Genomic DNA, 23,568 nt, shown 5'->3' with positions numbered 1-23,568 from the left:
GGACTGTGAATGAAAGCGGAGCTCCCACGTTATTGCCCGAGAACTACTCCGATAAGGTGTTCGCCATCCTGTTGGGCCTGGCCGATGGGGCCACACATGCCCGCGAGGACGAGGAACCCGGCGCCACCGAAATCCTGAACCTATACCTGGCCGACGGTCTGCTCGAAGCCTTGGAATGGGCCAACGACGGCGTCGCCAGCGACGAGGCAGCCTGCCTGTGGCTCGCCGCGCTGCGCGGCTACCGCTTCCTCACCGGAAGCTTCCCCGAGGGTGCCCCGGAACCTCAAGATCGCTGGTTGGACACCGAACTGGCCGCCACCGACTTCGATCACCCGCCGCTACCGGGTGACCCACTGACGCTGGCCGGACTGAACCACGCGGATATGGGCTTGGCCGCACGACCTACCGGACCGGGCGCCGATTCCACCGGCGTCCTGCCGCGAGCCGCCGTGGTGGCCTTACTCGCCCGTGTCCCGGAGACTACCACCACGTCGCTGGCCCGCTCGGCCGCCTACCTCACCCATGACGCCGACGCGGCGGCCACCTGCGTGGCGGCGGCACTGATTCTGCGCTCCGCGCTCGAGTCCGGTGCGCAGGCCGCAGAGACCTGGCCGAGCCTGCTGGAGGGCACCAGCGGTACCGCCGCGGCGGCGCTGGCCCAGATCGTCAGCTCCGTCAGTGCAGTGTTGGAACTACCGGCCACCGAAGCCTATGCCAGCTACTTCGGCGAGCAGGCGAGCGAGGAAGACTCCGACGCGGACGACGAGCCACAGACCGTCGAGCCGCGTGACCCGGAGGCCGACGCCTACGCGGTAGCACTGCTGGCCGCGGTCTACGGTTCGGATGTCATCGGCGAGCGCCCGGCCTCCTCGCTGGACGCAGCGATCTCATTGCTCCACGATCGTTGGATGGACCTGATCGCCTAGTCGGCTGTGTTCATGCCTCGGCCACCGATGCTGAGGCGCTAACCCCCGGGCGGTGCTTGCTAAGCCTCGCCCGGGGGTTTTACGTTTCTCCGCAGCGACCTCCCGTTTAGGTAGATCACCGCCACCGCGAACTGGCGGCGAAACAATGAATCGTGGCTCGACGTCGATTGGCGTCACGGCCCCCGGTCTGGCACGGAGCAAGGGCTTATCGCCAAGGTTGCCGGAGCGTTCTCGACCAACGTTCTTAGCGTTCTTCGGGTTCCAACACCGCGTCTACCTGTTCCTTCGGCACCAGGAGCTCGGCGACTTCGCGTCGCTGTGCCTCGTCGACCTCGGATTCCCAGAGGTCGGTGAGCAGGGAACGTACCACTCCCCCAAAATCCGACCACCGCTCCCATGGCCCGGATTCGTCTTCGGCGTTCCAAAGCTCGTAGCTGCCATCACCTCGAGAGAACACTGTCGTAGTCGCCCCGGTCATCCAAAGTGGCAGCATGTACTCCGATTCGGTGGCGCCAAGCACCGCAGAGGTGGGGTCATCACCGGTCAGGTCAATGTAGTCAACATGCAAATCTAGCGCCGGATGAACGGCGGCCCCGCCATGAAGCGCGAGGCTCACCACGGCTTCAGGCAATCCGCGTTCCCGGATTCGGCGTGCCAGCTCGTCGGTGGTGTCCATGGCACATATCGTGCCACATTCCTTGAGCTAGTTCATGTGAGCTGCCCCGGAGACAACGTCGGCAGTGGTCCCGTGAACGGGCTGTAGCGCACCGAGCTCACGCAGGGTCAGCGACTGCACCGATCTTCACGCGTAGGCTCGAAAATACCCAGTCACGGTGTGCTGTGCTGGTAGGAGCGTTAGGCCCCGGCGGAGAAACCGTCGACGAGCTGCATAAACTCGCCCTCGGAGATGACCGATACGCGCTGGCCGGATTCACGCAGACGCAACACGTGCTTGGCCTTGTTGGTCAGTCGGCCGTTGGCCAAGTCTTCGGGCACGAACCCATCGCCCACTACAAGCGCGGTCGTCGCGCGGGTCACCCGAGAGGCTGTGGTTGCTCCATGCGCGGCGGCCCACGACTTCGCGGTAGGCCGGGGCACCGCTAGATTTCCGGTAAACACCACGACCTGACCGTACAGCGGGTGGCTCGGATCGGCCTGTTCGTTCGGAGTGGGGTTCTCCCCCTCCTGCGGCCAGTGGGTAAAGGCATCTCGTGGCGGCAGGTGATGTCCGTGGGCCAGCCACCCCTGAGCATCACGCAGTGCCCGCGACGGTGGGTCGCCCGGAGACCAAGAGCCCGAGGCAGCAATGGGAACCTGATGCGCCTGCGCCACCTGCACGGCGGTATCGTGAGCGCCGCGTTCGGCCATATCGATCAGCGCCCAAGCACAGGCCTCGGCATCTGCCAGGGCCTCGTGGTGGTTCTCGATCGGGTGTCCGGCTTCTTCGGCTACGAAAGGCAGTGAGTAACTGGGCAGGTCGTAGACCTTGCGGGCTAGCTTCACGGTGCACAGGTGTTCGAGGCCCGGAACCATGACTTCGCTGGCTTCCGCGGCGGCGCGAATAACTCCGGTATCGAATGCCGAGTTATGTGCCACGAGCAAGTCTTGCCCCACGAACTTCAGCAGGTCTGGAAGCCTATCTCCGACGCGTGGTGCCTCGGCGACCATCTCTGGAGTGATGTGGTGAATGGAGACATTGCGCGGATCGAAGTGATCGAATCCCGGCGGTGGACGCAGGAGCCAGGAGGCACGATCGACAATGCGACCACCGCGTACCTTGAGTAGTCCCACCGAGCAGGCGGAGCCGATAAACCCGTTTGCCGTTTCAAAATCGATTGCCGTGAAGTCCAATGCCACGGCTGATAGTCTACTGCCCCGAACGTACCTTAGAGATCCGTTCGGGGCAGAGTGTGCCTTATCCCATGGGGATCGGCCAGAGATTTCCGGTCAAAATTAGGCGTTTTACGATGCTGCTCAGGCGGTCGCTCGGCGCAGGGTCAGATAGGAGCTGCCCGCCATCGCCACGGCTGCAACGGCACCCCAGAGCGTCACCCCTGCAGCTGTCCAGCTCAAGGCCCAGCTCCAGAACGTTGGCCAGAAGTTACCGAAGGTAAACAGGGCGATGATCCCAAGAAGCACCAGACCAAGGCCAATAAAGAATACGAGCATGCCCGTGCTGCGCCACCTCATGTAGATCGTCGCAATCAAGAAGCCGACCATGAAGAGCAAAACCATCAGCACGAAGTAGAACATGATCTGGACGAACCAGTTGTTATCGGCAATCCACTGTAGTGCGAAGAATTGCCCGTCGACCCACCAGCCACCGGTCGCAACTTCGACCAGACCCATCAGGTAATAAAACACGGACAAGGCCAACGCGCAGAGTGCGAACAGACCCAGGGTCCCCAGGTAGAAGGTCCGGCGGGAGACGCTCATGGCCATCGAGAACGGAAAGGTCAAGGTAAGCGCTTGAACCCCTAGGGCCAAGAAGTACCACATCGGGGCCTGGGCCCCGCCGCCGTAGAGTACGCCGTCGCCACCTGCTCGCCGGACCAGTAGCCAGATAGCGAGGGTAAATGCGAAGCTTGCGACCAAGATGAGCAGCGGGATGCCAATAAAGGTCCACTTGTTGATCAGCTGCATTCGCGCAACCTTGATGATGCGGTTCATTTGCGGGCCTCCTGTTCACCGGCGGGGACAAGTGTGTCGACACGACTCAGGGTGCTGCGCACCACGAGTTGCTGAAGGGATACCGGGCTCAGCTCCAGCCCGAGGGCGCGTGCCTTCTCGCGCTCGCTGCTGCTAAGTCGGGCCCGAATACTGACGCTGGCCAAGGATCCCAGGGCGTCGCGGTGTATCACCGGATATCCGTTGATGAACTCCTCGACGCGCTCCGCGCTTCCTGTTACTGTGACCGCCGATCCGCGCAATTCTTCGGCATCATCGTCAACCACGATGCGGCCTTGGTCGATGACGATGACATGTTCGAGGAGGTTAGCCACCTCATCGATCAGATGGCTGGAAAGCACGATGGTGCGCGGATACTCCGCGAAGTCTTCGACGAGCCGGTCGTAGAAAATCTGTCGTGCGACCGCGTCCAGCCCCAGATAGGGTTCGTCAAAGAAGGTGACCTCGGCCCGCGACGCCATCCCGATAATGACGCCTACCGCGGATAGTTGACCGCGTGACAGTTTCTTGATTCGGCGTTTTACCGGAAGATTGAAGGCGGCAATGAGGTCTTGTGCAAGCTCCTCGTTCCAGTTCTCGAAAAAGAGCGCGGCTGCCTTGAACGCCTGATGGGCGCGAAAGTCGTCTGGGTACTTCTGAGATTCACGAATGAAGCAGATACGCGACAAGGTCGCATCGTGTTCAAAGGGGTCGTGTCCGAAGATTTCGGCTTCACCACTATCGGCGAAGTTCTGTCCGGTAAGGATGGACATCAACGTGGTTTTACCGGCTCCATTGCGTCCTAACAAGCCGTACATACGGTTGGGAAGCAACTCCAAATTGACGTTGTCCAGTGCCCGGACGTCTTTGTAGGTCTTGCTCAGCGCTCGGGTGGCGATGGCAGGTGTAATGGTCATGGCTCAGTCCTGACTGTGCTTGGTCTTCCCGGTGTTAGCTGGACGCACCGGTCTTGATCATGGCAATGAGTTCGTCGAGGCCGATGCCTAATTTGGAAGCTTCGGCCGTCAACGGCGCAATGTACTGCTGGGCGAATTCTTCGCGGCGCTTCTGGCGCAGTCTATGTGGCGCTCCTTGCGCGACAAACATGCCGATGCCCCGCTTCTTATACAGCAGCCCGTCCTCCACCAAGCGATTAATTCCCTTCGCTGCGGTGGCCGGATTTATCCGATAGAAGGCCGCAAATTCATTGGTGGACGGTACCTGGGACTCTTCAGCCAGAACACCGGAGACGATGTCATTCTCAATCCGCTCCGCGACCTGAATGAAGATCGGCTTGGAATCATCGATCACCCCGACCCCTTTCCAAGCTCGGACCCACTAACAGGCCTAGTTAGTTGGTTAGTTACTCATGTAATTAACCATAGAGGCGAGGTACCGGCTCGTCAAGACCTCATGTCCTCCGATTTTCGAGGCTCGAATAATGCCGTAAAATTGAGTCGTTTGCCTACCGCACGATGGTGAACTCGCAGCACCTGAAAGGCCTTCATGCCCACCGACACACGTCCCGCCCCAACGGGCCAATCCGCCGAACGCTATGCCCGAAAGGCCGTCTTTGCCGCCGCCATCGGCTATGGGCTCGACGGATTCGACCTGTTGATCCTCTCCTTCGCCCTGACGGGTATCACCGCCAGTTTCGGGCTCAGCGACCCGCAGGCCGGTTCACTGGCCACCTTGACGCTGCTTGGCGCGGTACTCGGTGGTGTGGTGTTCGGTGTGTTGGCCGACCGCTTCGGACGGGTCAAGATCCTGACCTATTCGGTGCTGATCTTCGCGGTATTCACCGGCCTGTCCGCCGTGGCCACCGGCTACTGGGATTTGGCCGCGTACCGGTTTATCGCCGGCATCGGCATCGGTGGTGAATTCGGCATCGGCATGACGCTGGCCGCGGAGGCGGTCCCGGCACGTTGGCGTGCCCGTGCCACCAGTTGGGTAGGCATCGGCTTCCAATTTGGCGTGCTAGCCGCGGCCCTACTATCGGCCCCGGTGATTGCGCTTTTCGGTTGGCGCGGGCTCTTCGTGATCGGCGCGTTGCCGGCAGTGTACGCAATGATCGTGCGCCGCGGGGTGCGCGAGCCGGAGCGCTTCACCCAGTCCGAGGGGCCGCGCCCGACCTTGCGCCAGTCGCTGGCACCCTTGGTCAACACCGGGGCGGCGCGACGCACGTCGCTGGCGATGGTGGTGCTGACCAGCGTGCAAAACTTCGGTTACTTCGGCATCATGACCTGGCTCCCAAGCTACCTAGCCAAGCGCTATGAGATGACCTTGACCGGCTCGAGCCTATGGACGGCCGTCACGGTAGCCGGCATGATGCTTGGCATCATCCTCTTCGGTCAGCTGGCCGACCGGGTTTCACGCCGTGCCGCCTTCTGGACCTTCCAGATCGGTGCCGCGCTTTCGGTACTGATTTACTCGCAGATTACTGACCCGAACTGGCTGCTGGCCGCCGGCTTCGTGATGGGTGCCTTTGCCAACGGCACGCTCGGTGGCTACGGAGCGCTGCTGGCCGAACTCTACCCAACCCACGCCCGAGCCACCGCCCAGAACGTGCTGTTCAATATTGGGCGCGGCGTGGGTGGCTTCGCCCCACTGGTCATTGCACTGCTGGCCGGATCCTTTGGTTTCGGTGCGGCGCTAGGCATGTTGCCGGTGATTTATCTGCTGGGCTTCGCCGCCATGTTCCTCATCCCCGAACGTCGCGGCGCCGAACTCAGCTAGGCTCCCCCAATGCCACAAAACGCAGGCCGCCGACAGTCAGAAAGTGACGGTCGGCGGCCTGTGTTAATCGGTGCTTACTAGTTCTGAGAACGAGTCTTCAGTTCGGCGCTGACCGCCTCGATCACGGCGGGCAGCAGTGCGGCGAAGGCACGCGCCCGATGCGACATCGCATTCTTCTCTTCCGGGGTGTGCTCGGCCATGGTCTTGCCCGCCCCTTCGGGTTCGAAGATCGGGTCGTACCCAAAGCCGTGCTCTCCGGCACGCTCGGTGCGCAAGACGCCGGGCACCTTGCCCAATTCAACATGCTCGGTTCCGGCCGGGGTGGCTAGTGCCGCGGCACAAACGAACGCGGCGGCGCGGTGTTCGGCCGCGATGTCGCTGAGCTGTCCGAGCAGCAGGTCGATATTTGCCTCGTCATCCCCATGCCGTCCGGACCAGCGGGCCGAGAAGATTCCCGGCGCCCCGCCGAGCACCTCAACGCTCAATCCCGAGTCGTCGGCGAGCGCAATCAGCCCGGTGTGTGCGGCGATTTCACGAGCCTTTTTCAAGGCGTTGCCTTGGAAGGTCACCTGATCTTCCACGGGGTCCGGCGCACCGGCACTGGCCGCGTCGATGACCTGGGTATCGACATCCAATCCCGGCACCTTGCCGCGTAGTAGTTCGCGTAGCTCACGCAGCTTTCCGGCGTTGCGGCTGGCCAGTACGAGAACCGGGGCGCTCATGCGCCAAACTTCAAGGTCTCGGCCTGAATTTGGGCCAGCTCGCTGGTCCCGATCAGCGCGAGGTCCAGTAGCGAGTCCAGTTCGGCGCGCTTGAAAGGCACACCTTCGGCGGTGCCCTGCACCTCGACAAAGTCACCGGAACCGGTCACCACGACGTTCATGTCGGTTTCGGCCCGCACGTCCTCCTCGTAGGGAAGATCCAACATGGGCGTGCCGTCGATGATGCCCACGGAGATGGCGGCCACCGAATCGGTGAGTACCTGCGCTCCGGCCTTGATAATGCCCTGGGTCCGCGCCCATTCGATGGCTTCGGCCAAGGCGACGTAGGCTCCGGTAATGGCCGCGGTACGGGTGCCGCCGTCGGCCTGCAACACGTCGCAGTCCAGCACGATGGTGTTTTCGCCCAAGGCCTTGGTGTCAACTACGGCACGAAGCGAACGGCCGATGAGACGAGAGATTTCGTGGGTACGGCCCGACAGTTTGCCCTTGACGGCCTCGCGGGAATTACGGGTGTTGGTGGCACGCGGCAGCATGGCATATTCGGCGGTGACCCAGCCGGTGCCCTGACCCTTGAGCCAGCGCGGCACGCCTTCGGTGAAAGACGCGGTGCACAGCACCCGGGTGTTGCCAAATTCGATCAGTGCGGAGCCCTCTGCCTGAGCGGACCAACCGCGGGTAATGGTGATATCTCGAAGTTGCGCGGCGCTACGGCCGTCGGCGCGTACAGTCATGGTTTCCATCCTATCGGCAGGCCGCACTATTCAGCCAAGCGGCCGTGGGGCTAGGGTGAGCCTATGCAGACCCTCACTCAACGGGCGCTGGGACTCCTGGTGCTACGAGTCATTCTGATTGCCTTGTCGATGCGACTCGCCGCCCTGCTCTTTGGCGATGCGATGATCATGCTAGGGGCCTTGTTCCTGTTGCCGGTGAACCTGGTGACCTGGCTTTTGGTGCGGCGTTTCGCCCGGGAGGAGCACGCACCGATCTCATTTCGTCCGGGCCGGAGTTGGCCCCGTGAGCTGCTCTGGGCGCTGTTGTGGCTCGTGCTGTTTTCCGTCGCCTTCGCCGCCGTGATCAACGTGACGGTATTCCTGCTCACCGGAGATCTAAATACCGGCTTCACCACCATCTTTGCGGTCTCGGACCCGGAACTACCGCCGGGGCTCCTGCTCGCGCTGGGTCTTGCCACGCTGGTGACCTACGGGTTGTTTAACGCACCGGTGGAAGAGGCCCTGTACCGTGGCTACGCGCAATCCCGGCTCGGCGGGGCGCGCGGTATCTGGGTGCCCTCGTTCTTCTTCGGGATTCAGCATATGTTCTTTGCCCCCACGCTGCCCGGAGCCATCGTCTACGGGGCGGCCTTTTTCGTCTGGGGACTGCTCTCGGCCTGGGTGGTTGCGCGTCAAGGCCGACTGCTGCCGGTGACGCTCACCCACCTGTTCGTCAACCTCGGCTCGACCATCCCGGCCGTGGTGTTCCCGGCGCTAATGCTGGCCGGGGTGCCGCTGGAGTAATGCGTGCCTACTTCTTGCGCTTGAGGATCGGGAACTTACGCACCTTGGTGTAGTCGATGGTCGGCAACGATCCGGTGGGCGATTTGATGTAGTCGGTGCCCACGTCCCCCTTGTAGTACTGCGGGGGTTTGACTTCCTTGCGCGTGCCCGAATAGACGCCGTAGGTCACGCCCGACACCGCTACCGCGATGTCGCCGTCGTAGGTTTCCTTGGCTTCCTCGACCATTTTGGTGATGGAGGTCCACACCGGAATGTGGGTCAGCAGCAGGCGCTCGGCGCCGGCCTCGGTGGCCATCTGCCCGGCGCGTTTACCGGTCAGGTGCACCCCTTCGATGTGGTCGTCGCGTCCCTCTTCGAACGCGGCCTCACAGAGGAACATATCCGAATCGCGAGCGGCCTCCACCAGACCCTCGCAGGTATCGGTATCGCCGGAATACGTCAGAATACTGGTCAGTTCCTCACCATCTGGTCCCGGCTCGCGGGCCTCGACGCGCAGCGCGTAGGCCTCTTCGATGGGATGGCGCACCGGGTATGGGGTGATGGTGAAGGGCCCCACCTGTACCGGTTGCCGCGAGGCCCAGGACTTGAAGTGGTAGTCCTTGCGCATGGTGTCGCCCTCGGGCAGACCGTAAGCGGTTTCGATACGTTTCGCGGTGGCCTGTGGTCCGTGCACCAGCATCCGGTCGCGGCCCCACCCCTCGGGGTCCCAGCGGATGGCCACGTGCATCCCGCACAGATCCATGCAGTGATCCGGATGCAGATGCGAGATCATGATCCCGTCAATATCCTTCAGATCCGTGTAGCGCTGCAGCACGCCGAGAGCGCCGGAGCCTAGATCCAGCAGAATCTTCCAGTCGCGGGTGCCGTCGAAAGCGGTCACCAAATAGCATGAGGCCGGCGAGCCCGGACCCGGGAAGGAACCGGTACACCCGATTATGGTCAGCTTCATTGGTTACTCGCTTTCGAGGCGGCAATCATCTGCGGGGTCACCCGGGCAATTGCCCCGGTGGGGTACCTCGCTGCTACGTTGTCCACGTGACGCACCTGATGGACTTCGGGGCCCAGAAAGCGTCGCGCCAGTATCTCAAAGCTATCAGCGTTGCCGGTAGCGAGAAATTCGTGACGCGCCGGTTCGCCGTCGTCACGCAGCAGTCCGTGGCCGGTGAGCGCCTTGAAGGTGTCCTTCGCGGTTTCCTCCGCACTGGACACCAGCGTGACCGCATCGCCCATCACATAGGAGATCACACCAGTCAGCAGCGGATAGTGGGTGCAACCGAGAATCAGGGTGTCCACCCCGGCGGCCTGGAGTGGCGCCAAATATTCACGGGCCACCTCGAGCAGTTCGGCGCCGGCGGTAATTCCAGATTCGACGAATTCTACGAAACGTGGGCACGCCGCGGCCGTAATCTCAAGGTTCGGAGCCGCGGCGAAGGCATCCTCATAGGCGCGCGAGCCAACGGTGGCTTCGGTGCCGATCAGGCCGATCTTGCCGTTTTTGGTGGCGGCCACGGCGCGGCGCACCGCCGGTTGGATCACTTCGATCACCGGGATCCCATAGCCGGCGGTGTAACGTTCCCGGGCGTCGCGCAGCACCGCCGAGGAGGCCGAGTTGCAGGCGATGACCAACGCCTTCACCCCGGCGTCGACCAGCTCATCCATAACCCCCAGCGCGTTGGCGCGCACCTGGGCGATGGGCAAGGGACCGTAGGGAGAGTTTTTCGTGTCGCCCACGTAGATCAGCGATTCGCCGGGCAGCTGGTCGATGATGGCGCGGGCGACGGTCAGCCCGCCGACCCCGGAATCGAAGATGCCGACGGGCGTGTTTTGCTCCGGGGTGCTGGCCGGGGCGGTGGCAAAGTGGGAGGGCATTTACGCCTGCTCATTCAATAGGGCGGACATCAAACTGTCCTGTAGCCAAGAGACCAGGTTGTAGACCAGCGCCAGGTAGTCCTCTTGGGTCTGGACTTCGGCGGCGTCGAGGATCTGCCCGATGCGTTCGGCATCGGCTTCATCCTCGATGTCCAGTCGGGTGGCTAACACCAGACGGACGTCGTTGAGCGCCTGGGCGAAGCGGGTGGCCTGGGCGGTATCGCCGAAGAGCACCTTCTCGGATTCGAGCAGTAACTGTCCCTCGCGTAGCCGCCCGAGTTTTTCGCTGAGCAGGTCGGCCTCGGTTAGCCGACGAAATTCGGCGGCCACTTCGGGGTCCTGGCTCGCGTCGGGGAGCAACCGGTGCACGGCCGGGTCGGAGGGAACCGGTAGCTGAGCGTCGCTTGGACGCATCCCAGTCAACGCGTAGAGCGGGTCCACCTCATCATCGAGGGCGTGGACCTCTTGGCGCCCGGTGAGCAGTTCGATCACGTCGCCGAAGAGCTTGCCCAGCAGGGCACGTTCTGCCGAGGGCAGCGACCCGGCGATGCCGCGGGCGGTGTTTCTAAAGCCTGTGGCCACGGGCCTAGACCTCCTGGGTCATGGTGGCCTGCAACCCGAAACCGTGCATGGCATGCACGTCGGACTCGATCTTTTCCTTCGGGCCACTACGCACCACGCAATGCCCGTCCTGGTGCACGCACATCATCAGGTGTTCGGCTTTCTCCCGGGGGAAGCCGAAATAGGAGCGGAACACATAGGACACGTAACTCATCAGGTTTACCGGATCGTTCCACACGATCAGGCGCCAGGGCTTTTCCTGCACCACCTGTGATTCGGTCTGTTCATACACGTCGGGCATTACGGTCATAACTTCATTTTACGCTCCCACGGCCCCAATGAGCGTGCCGCAGCGCGCAATATCACCATCCCGGCCGTGACGTTATACAGTAAAACTCGATTCACCTACCCTCCCACCTTTGGAGCGCCTCGATGCTCACGAGCCTTTTCACCGATCACTACGAGCTGACCATGTTGCAGGCGGCGCTGGCCTCGGGGGCCGCTCACCGCCCCAGCGTGTTCGAGGCTTTCGCCCGACGCCTGCCTGAGGGCCGCCGCTACGGAGTGGTGGCCGGCACCGGCCGCCTGCTCGAGGGATTGCGCGATTTCCATTTTGACGACGAGTCGCTGCGCTTCCTCTCCGATACCAAGGTCGTGGACAAGGCCACCATCTCCTACCTGGAGAATTTCCGATTCAGCGGCACCATCACCGGCTACGCCGAAGGTGAACTCTATTTCCCGAATTCGCCGGTGCTTACCGTGCAGTCCACCTTCGCCGAGGCCTGCGTGATCGAAACCTACCTGCTTTCGATCCTGAACCACGATTCGGCGATCGCCTCGGCCGCCTCGCGCATGATCGCCTCGGCCTCGGGGCGCCCCTGCATTGAAATGGGCTCGCGGCGCACCCATGAGGAATCCGCCGTGGCCGCCGCACGTGCCGCGGTGATTGCCGGGTTCACCTCCACCTCCAATCTGGAGGCCGGCAGCCGCTATGGGCTGAAAACCCTGGGCACCTCCGCGCACTCCTTCACCCTGCTGCATGACACCGAGGCCGATGCCTTCGCCGCCCAGGTCGCCTCGCTGGGCCGCGGCACCACCTTGCTGGTGGATACCTACGATGTGGAGCGCGGGGTGCGCACCGCCGTCGAGGTCGCCGGTCCCGAACTCGGCGCCGTCCGGCTCGACTCGGGCGATCTGGTGCAACAGGCCACCTGGGTGCGTGAGCTGCTCGACGATTTGGGGAACTGGAACACCAAGATCACCGTGACGAGCGACCTGGACGAATACGCCATCGCCGCGTTGGCCAGCGCCCCGGTGGACGCCTACGGCGTGGGCACCGCGCTGGTGACCGGGTCCGGGCACCCCACCGCCTCGATGGTCTACAAGCTGGTCGCGCGGCACGATGCGCAGGGTAACTGGGTGCCGGTCGCCAAGGCCGCCACCAATAAGGCCAGTGTCGGCGGGCGTAAGCGCGGCTTCCGCCAGCTCAATGAGCGCGGCCGTGCGGTGACCGAATTGGTCACCCTCAACGACGCAGACCCGCAGGTCGATGCTCGGGCGCTCACCGTGCCGCTGGTGGTCGATGGGGAGATCGATACCCGCTATGTGGGGGCCGAAGGAGTGCGCCTGGCGGCGCAACGGCACCACGACTCGATTCAAGAGCTACCGGGCGAGGCCAGGAAGCTCCAACGCGGCGAACCGGTAATTCCCACCGAATTCTTGGAAAACTAGCGCACACTGGTGCCCAGCACCGCTAGCCTCTAGCGTCACCATCGGCCCGAAGGGAGCCAACAGATGAGCAACGCCCTGATCATCGTGGATGTGCAGCCGGACTTTTGCGAGAACGGCGCACTGCCGGTCACCGGTGGAGAAATGGTGGCCTCCGCCATCGCCTCGGACGTCGAATCCCGGCGCTCACACTATGCGGCGATCGTCACCACCCAAGACTGGCATATCGACCCCGGAGAGCACTTCTCCTCCACCCCGGATTTCGTCGATTCGTGGCCGGTGCACTGTGTTGCCGGCACCCCGGGTGCCGAACTGCACCCGGCGATCGCAGACCTTCCGGTAGATGCCCACTTCACCAAGGGACGCTTCACCGCAGCCTACTCCGGATTCGAGGCCCGTGAAATGCTCGCCCAGGCTCCCAAGGACGACGAATCCGGGGCGCTCCTAGGCGACTGGTTGCGCGCGCACGGCATCACCTCGGTCGATGTGGTGGGGCTGGCCGCGGATCACTGCGTGCGCGCCACAGCCCTGGACGCCGCCTCGCAGGGCTTTCACACCACCGTGATCGCCCCGTTGACCGCGGCGGTCTCGCCCGAGAACATGCCGCACGTCCACGACGAGCTGCGCGCCGCGGGCGTCACGGTACTCACTCTCGGCTAACTCACCGCAAACCGCAGAGAACCGGCCCGGACGCACCCTTCAGGGGTGCGTCCGGGCCGGTTCTCAGTGCAAAGGGCTGGATGAGCCCGCGACTATTTTTCGCCCACGGTCAGCGAAGCGTCGCCGGAGGCGGTGTGCTCCGGATTCTGCTCATGTTCGTGCTGAATCTTGCCCGGCTGCAGAGTGCGGGTGATATCCCCCGGCTTGACCAGATCGATCTCCCCGGTGGCCTGCAGATACCACTCGGTCAATTGCGGGTCCTCGGTATGTAGCCCGGCCCCGGCTCCCTCTTCCTTATCCACCGCGGTGGCGTTGAAGACGAAGTCATCGCCGTAGTCCTCGATGCCACGGCGGATACCCTGGGCGATGGCCGCGTGGGCGAACTTGGCCCGCAGGATATAGGGGTCGGTGCGCAGATCCCGCCACCAGGCCACGATAATCCCCATCACCACGAAGGCGAAGGGCAGCGCCGAAACAACCATCAGCGACTGCAGGCCGCTGAGCCCCTCCTCACCACCGGCCAGCAGCAGCGAGGCGGCGGTCAAGCCCAACAACAGGCCCCACACCACGGTGACCCAGCGCGAGGGTTCGGGCCGGCCACGCTGGGACATCGAGGCCATCACGATCGAGGCCGAGTCGGCCGAGGTGATGAAGAAGACCACGATGGAGACCAGCGCGATAATGGACAGCACGGTACTACCGGGCAGGTTATCGAGCAGGGCGAAGAGCATGGCCTGCGGCGAACCGGCATCGCTGATGCTCTGACCGGTCATCTCCATCCACATCGACGTACCGCCGAAAATGGAGAACCAGAAGAAACACACCAGGGCCGGGACAATGATGACCACGGTGACAAATTCACGCAGCGTGCGGCCGCGCGAAATCTTGGCGATAAAGAGCCCGACGAACGGCGTCCAGGTCACCCACCACGCCCAGTAGTAGGTGGTCCAGCCACCCATAAACTCGGCGGCCTCGGGACTCTGATTCGGGTTGCGCATCAACATGGTGAACAGGTCGCCGAAGAAGGCGGCCATCCCTGCGGGCATGAAGTTCAAGAGGTACAGCGTCGGGCCGACCAGGAAGATAAACAGCGCCAGCAGCCCGGCCAACACCATATTCAGATTCGACAGCGCACGGATGCCGCGCTTGACCCCGGAGACGGCCGAGAGGATGAACATCACGGTCAGCAGGGTGATGGCACCAATGAGGAAGGCGTTGCCCACCGGGCCGGCCCCGGTCACGACCTCGTAGCCGCGCCCGATCTGCAGCGCTCCGATACCCAGAGAGATCGCGGTGCCAAAGAGGGTGACGAGAATGGCAAAAATATCGATGGTCGCCCCGATCGGGCCATGGGTGCGCCGCCCAAAAATCGGCTCGAAGATCGAAGAGATCAGCGGCGGGCGTCCACGACGGTAGGCGCTATAGGCGATGGCCCCGCCCACCAGCGCGTAGTAGGCCCACGCGATCGGGCCCCAGTGCAGCATGGTTTGCGCCATCGCATCGTGCATGGCGTCCGGGGTTCCGGCCGTTGACTCGAAACCATAGGGCGGGTTCTGGAAATACACCAGCGGCTCGTAGGGACCATAGAACAGCAGACCAATGCCAATACCGGCCGAAAACAGCATCGCCACCCACGAAACGGTGGAGAACTCGGGTTTTTCCTCATCCGCGCCCAGGCGGATCCCGCCGGTGCGTGAGTACCCGACGATGAGCATGAACACCGCGATGGCCACCGAGAGCAGCCCGAACATCCATCCAAAATTCGTGGTCACCCAGGACAGGGCGATCCCACCGACGCTGGAGACCGAGTCCGGGGCGAAGACGGCCCAGAGAATGACCGCGAGGATCAGCGCCCCGGAGAGGGCAAAGACGAGCTTATTGGTCCGAAAGTCTTGGCGGGTCGATTCGACCCCGATTCCTGGGATCAGGGCCGGGTGCACCAAGCCGGGTTGCGTAAATTCCTTGAGCAGCTTGCGCATCGGGGGGCGACTGCGCGCCGTGGCTTGCTCCTGGGGTTCGTTATTCTCTGCCATATCTGTTCACCTGAGTTCGCGTTCTGTCACTGAGCTAGCACCTTTGGGGACGGATCGATCACCCGACCCGTCGACCACACCAGCTCGGCGGATCGGCCGCGGCCCGCCGCGCGGCATCTTGGGCGGCGTCCGGCAGGGCCACGCTCCGTCCCGACTGCTGCTCGACGTGGAGCCCGAGGATCTCCTCGGTGGCCACCAGCTGCTCGCCGCAATACATCTCATGGGCCAGGTGCACCTTCTTGGCCCCATGTCCGGCGAGTACGGTGCGAACCGTGAGACTCTGGCCCAGGCTGACCTCCGCGAGGTAGCGCACATGCGCCTCCACGGTATACAGCGAACACCTCGTACGTTGCCGGTAGTCGGCGTCCAGCCCCAGTCGGTCCATCGCCGCATCGGTGGCAAAACCGAAGACCAGCACATAGTAGGCCTCGGACATATGGCCGTTGTAGTCGATCCACGACTCGTCGACGACGGTCGCATACTCGCTGAAGACGCTTTCAGATGCTAGGTTCATCGCTGTCCCCCGGCCAGTTTGCGGATCGCCACGATCCCCGCGTCGCGTTCGGCGACCAGGTCGGCGAAGCTACGTTCCCCGGCGGCCAAGTCACAACCGGCCACCACGGCATCACGCAGCTGCCCGGTCAGTTCCGGGGCGAGCAACCGGGTCCACGGTGACTTCAGCGAGGGACCAAAATGATCAAGCATATGGGCCATGCCGCCCTCGCCACCGGCTAAGTGGAAGGTGAGCATCGGGCCGTGCATCGGCCAACGCAAGCCGGGACCGTCGGTGATCGAACGGTCAATCTGCTCGACGGTCGCCTCGCCCTGATCAATCATGTGAAGCGCCTCGCGCCAGAGCGCCTCCTGTAGCCGGTTCGCGATGAACCCGGGCACCTCGCGCTCCATCAGGATCACCGACTTGCCGATCAGCTCGTAGAACTCCGCCGCCCAGCGCACGGCGGCCGGGTCGGTCAGCTCCCCGCCGACCACCTCCACCAGCGGAATCAGGTACGGCGGGTTAAAGGGGTGCCCGACCACGAAACGCTCCGGATGCACCAGATTCACCGCCATCTCGGTCATCGGGTAGCCCGAGGTCGAGGAACCGATGACGACGTCGGGTGCGGTGAGCTCATCGAGCTCGGCGAAGAGCTCGCGTTTGAGTTGCAGATTCTCCGGGGCGGATTCCTGCACGAACCCGGCATCGGCCACCGCCTCGGCGAGATCACGGTGCACCGTAAAGGCACTCTTGTCGGCACCTTCGACCATGTCGAGCTCGGCCAACGCCGGCCAGGCCGCGTCGATGAGTCGACCAAGTTTCTCCGCTGCATCTTCGGCCGGATCCCAGACCTTCACCCGGTAGCCGCGGGCCAGGAAGTATGCGGCCCAGCCGCCGCCGATGGTACCGGCACCGACGCAGGCGATGGTGTCGATGCTCGAGGCCGAACGTAGCGCGGTCATGAGGCGACTCCGGTCGGGAGCTGTACCTTGAGGTTGAGGATCTCACGGGCCTCGGCCGGGGTGGCCACCTGCGCACCGAGGTTTTCGATGATGCTCACGGCCCGGTCGGTCAGCTGCGCATTGGTGGCCTTCACTCCCTTGGACAGATACAGGTTATCTTCCAGCCCGACCCGCGCATGCCCACCGGCGAGTACGGATTGTGCGACCCAAGGCAATTGGTTGGCGCCAATGGCGAAAGAGGTAAATTCGGCCCCCTTGGGGAGCAATTGCACCATGGCTTGCAACAACCCTGCATCGACCGGCGCTCCATAAGGGATGCCCATGCACAGCTGGTACAGCGGCGGCGGATCGATCAGGCCCTCCTGCACCATCACGTTGGCGAACCACAGATTGCCGGTGTCGAAGATTTCAAGTTCCGGGCGCACACCCAATTCCTGAATGCGGGCCGCACCCTCGCGCAACATATCTGGGGTGGAAACATAGAGATTACTCCCCTCGCCGAAGTTCAACGACCCACAGTCGAGGGTGCAGATTTCGGGAAGCAATTGCTCCACATGCGGCAACCGCTCGAGGCCGCTGACCAGATCGGTGCCCGGAAGGTGCGTCGTGGGATGATGCGGGTCGATGACCAGATCCCCGCCCATCCCGGCGGTCAGGTTCAACACCGGGTCAACCTCGGAGGCGCGGACCCGTTCGACGACCTCCCGGTAATACTCCACCTTGCGCGAGCCGAGTTTCGATTCCGGGTCGCGGACGTGGATATGCACCACCGAGGCACCGGCGCGGGCGGCGGCGATCGCGTCATTGGCGATCTCCTCCGGCGTGACCGGCACGAATTCGCTTTTTCCGGTGGTGTCCCCTGCCCCGGTGACGGCACAGGTCAAAATGACTTTTCGGTTCATCGTTCGGCTCCATTCCGCAAGGAGGTCGGCAAATGGTGGTCGGTGGGTAAGGAGGTCGTCCAGCGCGCTTCGGCTCGTGAGCCCTGCACGGCAAGGCAGCGGCGTAGGTAATCCTGCAGTCCGCGAGCCATGGCCGGAGCCTCGATCACATGGGTCAGCACCTTGATGCCATAGCCATCAACCAGCGAGGTCAGTTCGGTGGCCATGGCTTCGGCGTCCCCGGCCCGGAACAGTCCTTGCCGTTGCCCGTCCTCGATGGTGCTGCGCACGGTAGCGACCCACCGCGCATAGCTCTCGAGATATGCCGGGTTACGTCGCCCATCCACGGTGATCTTGTTCCAGGTCTGCAACCAGATGGACCATTCCATTTCGGCGGTGTGCCCATCGGGAGACTGCAGTTCGAGCAATCGGGTCAGCCGCTCGGCCGGGTCGCTGACATCACTCAGCCAGGCAACCTGCCGGTCGTAGGCCAGCTTGACCGAGTACGCCATGGCCGCGGTGTGAAGATCCTGCTTGGTCGGGAAATAATAGTGCACGGTCGCGCTCGATACCCCGGCTTCGGCGGCGATATCGACGATCCGCACCGACTCGAAACCCTGCTCGGCGAAAAGGCGCCAGGCCGCTTCGGTGATTTTGCGATGCTTTAACTTCTGATCAGCCGAGCGCGAGGGATGCCCGGAACTGGGCGTCGCCGGCGGATCCGCGGAGACGGCCGAGGATCGCTCGCCCATAATCCAGCTGACCGTCACTCCGGTGGCCATCGCCAGACGCAACAGCTCGTCGGCCGTGAAGCGTCGCAGTCCCTTGAGTGACTTAGATAGCTTGGTTTCTTCGATATCCGCCTGCGTGGCGATGTCACGTTGCGAGCTTCCGCTCTTCTTGATGGCAAGGCGCACTCGGTCGGCGAGCGCACTACCGGTCAACGTCGTTGGCATGACAGTCAGCGTAGGCGCGGTTCGCGCAGATCGCAAGTTTTTTGATGCTTAGTCAAAAATTGCGATTCTGTGAGGCAGATCGCAGGCCCATCGAGTCGTTAACGCAGAACACCCCCGAAGGCGACCGGTTCGGTCACCTTCGGGGGCATTCTGATGCGGGCTGACTACTTACGTCCGACAAACCAATCTTGGAGCTTATCGATGCGTGCCTGTAGTTGTTCGGCCGTGGCCTGCGGCACCGCTGGGCCGCCACAAACGCTGCGCAACTTATTGTGTACCTGGCCGTGGGGCATACCGGTCCGTGCGGCCCAGGCCGACACATTCTTGGACAGCTTGGTCCGCAGGTCCATCATCCGTCGGTGATCCGATACCGGTTCCGGCTTCGAGGCTCCCTTGCTGATCTGCTTGCTCTGTTGCTGTCGCAACAGCTCGGAGACCTGCTCGGTATCGAGCAAGCCGGGGATGCCCAAGAATCCCAGCTCTTCCTCACTGCCCAGCTCGGCACCGGTGCCGAATTCGCCACCGTCAAAGAGCACACGGTCAAAGGAGGCCTGCGAGTTGAGCGCTTCGAACTTGTTGCGCACCAACTCATCGTTGGCCTTATCTTCCTTATTCGCCGCCTCGATCAGGAAATCGTCGAGCCCATCCTCGGTCTTCTCCCCCTCACGATCCAGTGCGTGGTCACGTTCGACCTCCATCTCGTTGGCCAAGGCCATCAAGATCGGCACCGACGGAAGGAACACGCTGGCTACCTCGCCGCGCTTACGGCTACGCACGAAGCGGCCCACGGCCTGAGCGAAGAACAACGGGGTTGACGTCGAGGTCGCGTAGACGCCCACGCAGAGCCGCGGCACGTCCACGCCTTCGGACACCATGCGCACCGCAACCATCCAGCGCGCGTCGGATTCGGAGAATTCGTCGATCTTCTCCGAGGCCTTGGGGTCGTCGGAGAGAATCGTGGTGACCTTCTCCCCGCAGATCGCCTCGAGCTGCGCCGCGTAGCCGCGCGCATCTTCATGGTCGGTGGCAATCACCAGGCCGCCGGCGTCCTTGACGCTTCGGCGCACCTCGGACAGACGCCGATCGGCAGCCCGCAACACCGAGGGGATCCAGTCACCGGCCGGGTCGAGCGCGGTGCGCCAAGCATGCGCGGTGACATCCTTGGTGAACCCGGCACCGAGATTGGCTTCCATTTCCTCGCCGGCCGAGGTCCGCCAGCGCATATTTCCCGAGTAGGCCATGAATAGCACCGGACGCACCACGTGATCGGCGAGGGCGTTGCCATAGCCGTAGGTGTAATCCGCCTTCGAGCGGCGAATGCCATCTCCCTCATCCACGTAGTTCACAAACGGGATGGGAGCCGCGTCCGAGCGGAATGGAGTACCGGTGAGCGCCAAGCGCCGAGTGGCCGGTTCGAAGGCCTCGCGAATACCATCGCCCCAGCTCAAGGCGTCACCGGCGTGGTGCACCTCGTCCATGATCACAAGGGTGCGGGCCGCTTCGGTTTTGGCTCGGTGCACCGCGGGTTTCAGGGCGACCTGTGCGTAGGTCACCACGACACCCAAGTAATGATCGCCGTGGCGACCATCGGAGTTTTTGTAGTTCGGGTCCAACGCCAGGCCCACGCGGGCCGCCGCATCGGCCCACTGCTTCTTCAGGTGGTCGGTGGGGGCGACCACGATCATTCGGTTGATCTTCTTCGAGTCAACCAGCACCTTGGCCAGGCGTAGCGCGAAGGTCGTCTTACCGGCGCCGGGGGTCGCCACGGCCATGAAGTCCTTCGGTTCGGTATCGAAGTACTTAGCCAATGCCTCGGCCTGCCAGGCGCGAAGTTTCGGGCCGGTACCCCAGGCCGCTCGTTCTGGGTATGCGACCGGAAGCTTATCTTCTAGTGGAAGTTTGTCACCTAAGTCGAATAGTGTTTCGGTCATCTAGCCCCTCCCGGAAAACCTGCGTGGATACCTAATTACTCGCCCATCATGGACTCGTAGATTTCCTTGCATTCCGGGCAGACGGGGAACTTTTTCGGGTCGCGGCCAGGCACCCATACCTTGCCGCACAGGGCGATGACGGGGTCGCCGGAGAGCGCCGACTCCATGATTTTTTCTTTCCGCACGTAGTGCGCAAAACGCTCATGATCGCCCGGTTCAACGGTTTCCCGCGTCTCGGTGCGTTCGATGGTTGCCGTGCCGCCGCGTGTTTCTTCAGACTCTTCGACCATGCAGTCAATTCTAGTACGGACGAAGCCACATGCGGGGCCAGTCTTGCTGGGAGCTTCTGCACAACGTGACCCGCCGCGCCGCTCAAAATCAGCGAAAAACCCGCGGATTCATCTCTGAATCCGCGGGTTTTTGACTATCGGACAACGCGCTACTTATTAAGCATCACGGCCTGCATGAGTTCGGGTTGGCGCTGCTCGAACCAGCGACCGCCCCAGACCATGCCGGCAAAGAGTAACCCGGCCCCGTAGATGAGCGCGAGGGCCAGCGTCAGGGCCCCGAGCATCGTCGACTGCTGGGCCAGCCCGAAGGCAAAGGGAATGATCACCGGCACCAATAGCAGCCCCATCAAAGCGAAGGTACCCAGCTGGGTCACTGCCACACGCATGCCATTTCCCGGCGGGGTTTTCATCGGGTTATCCCCGGGCAGCGGCACCGAATAGGTATAGCGCGCGGACACTACCGAAGACACCGCGAAGCCCACCAGAAGGGCGGCCAGTGATAAGCCTAGATCGCCCACCACACGCCAGCTCTGTCCGGACAGTAGCCCGGGCAAGATCCCCGCGGTCAGAATCGGAATAATTGAGATGAGTCCGACGGCCAGAACACGGCCGGCACGGTCGGCACGCCCGTTCACCCCGGTGAGCACATGAAGCGCGAACGCCGTGTTGTCGTAGGAAATATCGGCGGAAATGGAAAAGCCCAAGAGCACACCGATTATCGGGCCGACCAGGAACATCAGAGTGAAGTTACCGGTCTGCGTGCCCATAAAGTAAAACAGCACCGGCAGCAAGGGCACCATGATCACGCTGATGGCATAGCGCGGGTCGCGGAACCAATAGGTGAGGCAGCGTGCCGCCACCGCCCCGGTCGGGGTACTCGGCAACCATTTGAAGAAACCGAGTCCCTTCGCGGCCGCCGCCTTATTCTGCGGTGGCGGGGCAATCACCGCCGCGCTCGTGGCGCGCACCAACAGCCAGACCAGGCCCACGAGGTAGAGCAGTCCGAGTCCGGTATGTATCAGCCCGCTGATGGCGAAGCTCTGCTCAACCACGCTACCGGGCACGGCCGCAAAGGTACCGAACGGCGTGTAGCTAAGCACCTCGGTGACCGGACCGATCCAGCTGCCGGCCTGTTCCCCGGCCTGCGTCACGAGGTTGATAATGGGCCCAAGCATAATCAATACGGTAAAGAGCAGCCCGAAGCTGATCTCCCTAAAGCGGCGCTTCGAGCGCAGAGTGGTCGCCACGATGGTGAGATATTGGCAGGCCAGAATGGCCATTACGGCGGTAGCCAGATTCGTCAGCAACGCCACGGCAAAGGCTCCGGCATTCAGCCGCCAAAGCACCGAGAAGCACAGCATCGCGACGACGGTCAGCAGAGCCGGCACGGAAATGAAACCGGCCAGAATCAGCCCCGGAGAGAGCTTTTTCGACGGGATGCCGAAGTGTACGAAACGCGCCGGCTCGAGGGTCAGATCGACGCCGGTTAGCAGCGGCGGGATAATCGCCCAGCCCAGCACCACGACCGAGGAAACCAGCACCGAGATCGGCGTCAGCCATGAGCCCTGATCAGCGACGAACCATGCAGCAACTATTAGCAGGGCCACCAAACCCAGTGCGTAGAGCCCACCGACGATCACGCCGACGAGCTGCCACGGACTACGGCGAAACCCGTTAGCCAGCAGCCGCAGTTTCAGCCTTAGGATGTGCGCAACCACGAGAGCCCCTCCCCGGTACCGCGGCCGCCGACCAGCTCGACGAAGCGTTCCTCGAGCGTTGAACCGGCGCGCACCTCGTCCACCGTGCCCGAGGCCTTGAGCACCCCACCATCGATGACCGCCACATGGGTACACATGCGCTGCACCAAGTCCATCACGTGGGAGGAGACGATCACGGTGCCACCATAGGCGACATAGTCGGCGAGGATTTCGCGGATATTTGCCGCCGAGACCGGATCGACCGCTTCGAAGGGTTCGTCGAGCACCAGCAGCTTCGGGGAATGAATCATGGCGGTGGCAAGTGCGATCTTCTTGGTCATACCGGCCGAGTAGTCGACGACGAGCTTATCCGCGTCGTTCGTCAAATCCATCACGCGCAACAGGTCTTCGGTGCGTTCGGCGACTTCCTGTTGGGCCATACCACGCAGCAGGCCCGAATAGGTCACCAGCTGGCGTCCGGAGAGCCGGTCAAACTGGCGAACTCCGTCGGCCAGTACGCCCAGGGTGGATTTAGCCGCACTGGGATCGGCCCAAATATCGACGCCATTGACCAGTGCGGTGCCCGCATCCGGTCGGAGCAGACCGGTGGCCATGGAGAGCATCGTCGTCTTACCTGCCCCGTTCGGGCCTACGAGGCCAAACATGGAGCCGACCGGAACGGTCAGGCTCACATTATTAACCGCGACCTTTGCCCCAAATTGTTTCGAGAGATTGCTGACCTGCAGCGCAACGGTAGTCATGCCTCGAGCCTAACAACCCACCATTGCTCGGTTCATCATCCTTTGGAGTTAATCTTGGCACGTTACGTTTCAACCGGCGCCAGGCCCCGAGCACCAGCCCCACCAGTTGATGTGATGGTTAAACGGCCTGCGGCCCGACTCATCGCTAAGGATGAATCGGGCCGCAGGCAACGGTGAT

The 23,568-nt window shown here is 62.9% G+C and carries 24 protein-coding genes and 1 pseudogene; 5 read left to right on the top strand and 20 right to left on the bottom strand.

Annotation, left to right across the window (positions count from 1 at the left end):
- The first annotated feature begins 5 nt into the window (after positions 1-5).
- Positions 6-926 (top strand): ADP-ribosylglycohydrolase family protein, encoded by a 921-nt coding sequence (locus ACJD00_RS06560; protein WP_418909003.1) that lies wholly within the window; start codon positions 6-8, stop codon positions 924-926.
- 244 nt (positions 927-1,170) lie between these two features.
- On the opposite strand, the gene ACJD00_RS06555 is transcribed toward ACJD00_RS06560, so the two are convergent.
- The 5 genes from ACJD00_RS06555 to ACJD00_RS06535 all read right to left on the bottom strand — a co-directional run bounded on the left by ACJD00_RS06555 (position 1,171) and on the right by ACJD00_RS06535 (position 4,904).
- Entirely contained in the window at positions 1,171-1,602 is a 432-nt protein-coding gene (locus ACJD00_RS06555) for a hypothetical protein (RefSeq protein WP_418909002.1), read from the bottom strand.
- Positions 1,603-1,781: 179 nt separating this feature from the next.
- Complete coding sequence (locus ACJD00_RS06550; RefSeq protein ID WP_418909001.1) at positions 1,782-2,783, bottom strand: exonuclease domain-containing protein; 1,002 nt, start codon at positions 2,781-2,783, stop codon at positions 1,782-1,784.
- A 117-nt stretch (positions 2,784-2,900) separates the two neighbouring features.
- Positions 2,901-3,596 (bottom strand): hypothetical protein, encoded by a 696-nt coding sequence (locus ACJD00_RS06545; protein WP_418909000.1) that lies wholly within the window; start codon positions 3,594-3,596, stop codon positions 2,901-2,903.
- Positions 3,593-4,510 (bottom strand): ABC transporter ATP-binding protein, encoded by a 918-nt coding sequence (locus ACJD00_RS06540; RefSeq protein ID WP_418908999.1) that lies wholly within the window; start codon positions 4,508-4,510, stop codon positions 3,593-3,595. The genes ACJD00_RS06545 and ACJD00_RS06540 overlap by 4 nt, the downstream gene beginning before the upstream one ends.
- 34 nt (positions 4,511-4,544) lie before the next feature.
- On the bottom strand, positions 4,545-4,904 hold the full coding sequence (locus tag ACJD00_RS06535; protein ID WP_418908998.1) for a GntR family transcriptional regulator: 360 nt from the start codon (positions 4,902-4,904) through the stop codon (positions 4,545-4,547).
- A 195-nt stretch (positions 4,905-5,099) separates the two neighbouring features.
- Between ACJD00_RS06535 and ACJD00_RS06530 the strand changes: the two genes are divergently transcribed.
- A complete protein-coding gene (locus tag ACJD00_RS06530) occupies positions 5,100-6,329 on the top strand; it encodes an MFS transporter (RefSeq protein WP_418908997.1) in 1,230 nt (409 codons plus the stop codon).
- A 77-nt stretch (positions 6,330-6,406) separates the two neighbouring features.
- Here ACJD00_RS06530 and rdgB read toward each other — a convergent pair whose 3' ends face one another.
- Entirely contained in the window at positions 6,407-7,051 is a 645-nt protein-coding gene (gene rdgB, locus ACJD00_RS06525; RefSeq protein WP_418908996.1) for an RdgB/HAM1 family non-canonical purine NTP pyrophosphatase, read from the bottom strand.
- Positions 7,048-7,782, bottom strand: a complete 735-nt coding sequence (gene rph, locus ACJD00_RS06520; protein ID WP_418908995.1) for a ribonuclease PH — start codon at positions 7,780-7,782, stop codon at positions 7,048-7,050. Before rph ends, rdgB begins: the two co-directional genes overlap by 4 nt.
- Positions 7,783-7,845: 63 nt before the next feature.
- Here rph and ACJD00_RS06515 point away from each other — a divergent pair, with 63 nt between their 5' ends.
- Positions 7,846-8,565, top strand: a complete 720-nt coding sequence (locus ACJD00_RS06515; protein WP_418908994.1) for a CPBP family intramembrane glutamic endopeptidase — start codon at positions 7,846-7,848, stop codon at positions 8,563-8,565.
- Between the two features lie 154 nt (positions 8,566-8,719).
- On the opposite strand, the pseudogene ACJD00_RS06510 reads toward ACJD00_RS06515, so the two are convergent.
- The 4 genes and pseudogenes from ACJD00_RS06510 to clpS all read right to left on the bottom strand — a co-directional run.
- Positions 8,720-9,514: pseudogene (locus ACJD00_RS06510) on the bottom strand (MBL fold metallo-hydrolase); the annotation flags it as partial.
- Positions 9,511-10,434 (bottom strand): glutamate racemase, encoded by a 924-nt coding sequence (gene murI, locus ACJD00_RS06505; RefSeq protein WP_418908993.1) that lies wholly within the window; start codon positions 10,432-10,434, stop codon positions 9,511-9,513. The gene murI and the pseudogene ACJD00_RS06510, both read right to left, overlap by 4 nt.
- Positions 10,435-11,016, bottom strand: a complete 582-nt coding sequence (locus tag ACJD00_RS06500) for a DUF2017 domain-containing protein (protein ID WP_418908992.1) — start codon at positions 11,014-11,016, stop codon at positions 10,435-10,437.
- Positions 11,017-11,020: 4 nt separating this feature from the next.
- Entirely contained in the window at positions 11,021-11,305 is a 285-nt protein-coding gene (gene clpS, locus ACJD00_RS06495) for an ATP-dependent Clp protease adapter ClpS (protein ID WP_418908991.1), read from the bottom strand.
- A gap of 122 nt (positions 11,306-11,427) precedes the next feature.
- On the opposite strand from clpS, the gene ACJD00_RS06490 reads away from it, so the two are divergent.
- Both ACJD00_RS06490 and ACJD00_RS06485 read left to right on the top strand, forming a co-directional pair.
- Positions 11,428-12,726 carry a nicotinate phosphoribosyltransferase gene (locus ACJD00_RS06490; RefSeq protein ID WP_418908990.1) on the top strand — a complete coding sequence of 433 codons (1,299 nt, stop codon included), beginning with the start codon at positions 11,428-11,430 and terminating at the stop codon, positions 12,724-12,726.
- A 63-nt stretch (positions 12,727-12,789) separates the two neighbouring features.
- Entirely contained in the window at positions 12,790-13,383 is a 594-nt protein-coding gene (locus tag ACJD00_RS06485; protein WP_418908989.1) for an isochorismatase family protein, read from the top strand.
- 92 nt (positions 13,384-13,475) lie between these two features.
- Here ACJD00_RS06485 and ACJD00_RS06480 read toward each other — a convergent pair whose 3' ends face one another.
- The 9 genes from ACJD00_RS06480 to ACJD00_RS06440 all read right to left on the bottom strand — a co-directional run bounded on the left by ACJD00_RS06480 (position 13,476) and on the right by ACJD00_RS06440 (position 23,390).
- Complete coding sequence (locus ACJD00_RS06480) at positions 13,476-15,416, bottom strand: BCCT family transporter (protein WP_309407705.1); 1,941 nt, start codon at positions 15,414-15,416, stop codon at positions 13,476-13,478.
- Positions 15,417-15,474: 58 nt separating this feature from the next.
- Entirely contained in the window at positions 15,475-15,930 is a 456-nt protein-coding gene (locus ACJD00_RS06475; RefSeq protein ID WP_418908988.1) for a thioesterase family protein, read from the bottom strand.
- Positions 15,927-16,874, bottom strand: a complete 948-nt coding sequence (locus ACJD00_RS06470; protein ID WP_309407708.1) for a 3-hydroxyacyl-CoA dehydrogenase NAD-binding domain-containing protein — start codon at positions 16,872-16,874, stop codon at positions 15,927-15,929. The genes ACJD00_RS06475 and ACJD00_RS06470 overlap by 4 nt, the downstream gene beginning before the upstream one ends.
- Entirely contained in the window at positions 16,871-17,776 is a 906-nt protein-coding gene (locus tag ACJD00_RS06465; RefSeq protein ID WP_418908987.1) for a 3-keto-5-aminohexanoate cleavage protein, read from the bottom strand. The genes ACJD00_RS06470 and ACJD00_RS06465 overlap by 4 nt, the downstream gene beginning before the upstream one ends.
- Positions 17,773-18,711, bottom strand: a complete 939-nt coding sequence (locus tag ACJD00_RS06460) for a TetR family transcriptional regulator C-terminal domain-containing protein (RefSeq protein ID WP_418908986.1) — start codon at positions 18,709-18,711, stop codon at positions 17,773-17,775. The genes ACJD00_RS06465 and ACJD00_RS06460 overlap by 4 nt, the downstream gene beginning before the upstream one ends.
- Before the next feature lie 164 nt (positions 18,712-18,875).
- Positions 18,876-20,642, bottom strand: a complete 1,767-nt coding sequence (locus tag ACJD00_RS06455; protein WP_418908985.1) for a DEAD/DEAH box helicase — start codon at positions 20,640-20,642, stop codon at positions 18,876-18,878.
- 35 nt (positions 20,643-20,677) lie between these two features.
- Complete coding sequence (locus ACJD00_RS06450; protein ID WP_309407713.1) at positions 20,678-20,932, bottom strand: DUF3039 domain-containing protein; 255 nt, start codon at positions 20,930-20,932, stop codon at positions 20,678-20,680.
- 149 nt (positions 20,933-21,081) lie between these two features.
- Positions 21,082-22,650 carry a transporter gene (locus tag ACJD00_RS06445; RefSeq protein ID WP_418908984.1) on the bottom strand — a complete coding sequence of 523 codons (1,569 nt, stop codon included), beginning with the start codon at positions 22,648-22,650 and terminating at the stop codon, positions 21,082-21,084.
- Entirely contained in the window at positions 22,632-23,390 is a 759-nt protein-coding gene (locus ACJD00_RS06440; RefSeq protein ID WP_418908983.1) for an ABC transporter ATP-binding protein, read from the bottom strand. Before ACJD00_RS06440 ends, ACJD00_RS06445 begins: the two co-directional genes overlap by 19 nt.
- Positions 23,391-23,568: the final 178 nt, after the last annotated feature.

Source organism: Glutamicibacter endophyticus (assembly GCF_048457885.1).
GTDB classification, from domain to species: Bacteria; Actinomycetota; Actinomycetes; order Actinomycetales; family Micrococcaceae; genus Glutamicibacter; species Glutamicibacter endophyticus.
Note: the sequence above shows the minus strand (reverse complement) of the source record. Positions and strands in the feature narration are given on the sequence as shown.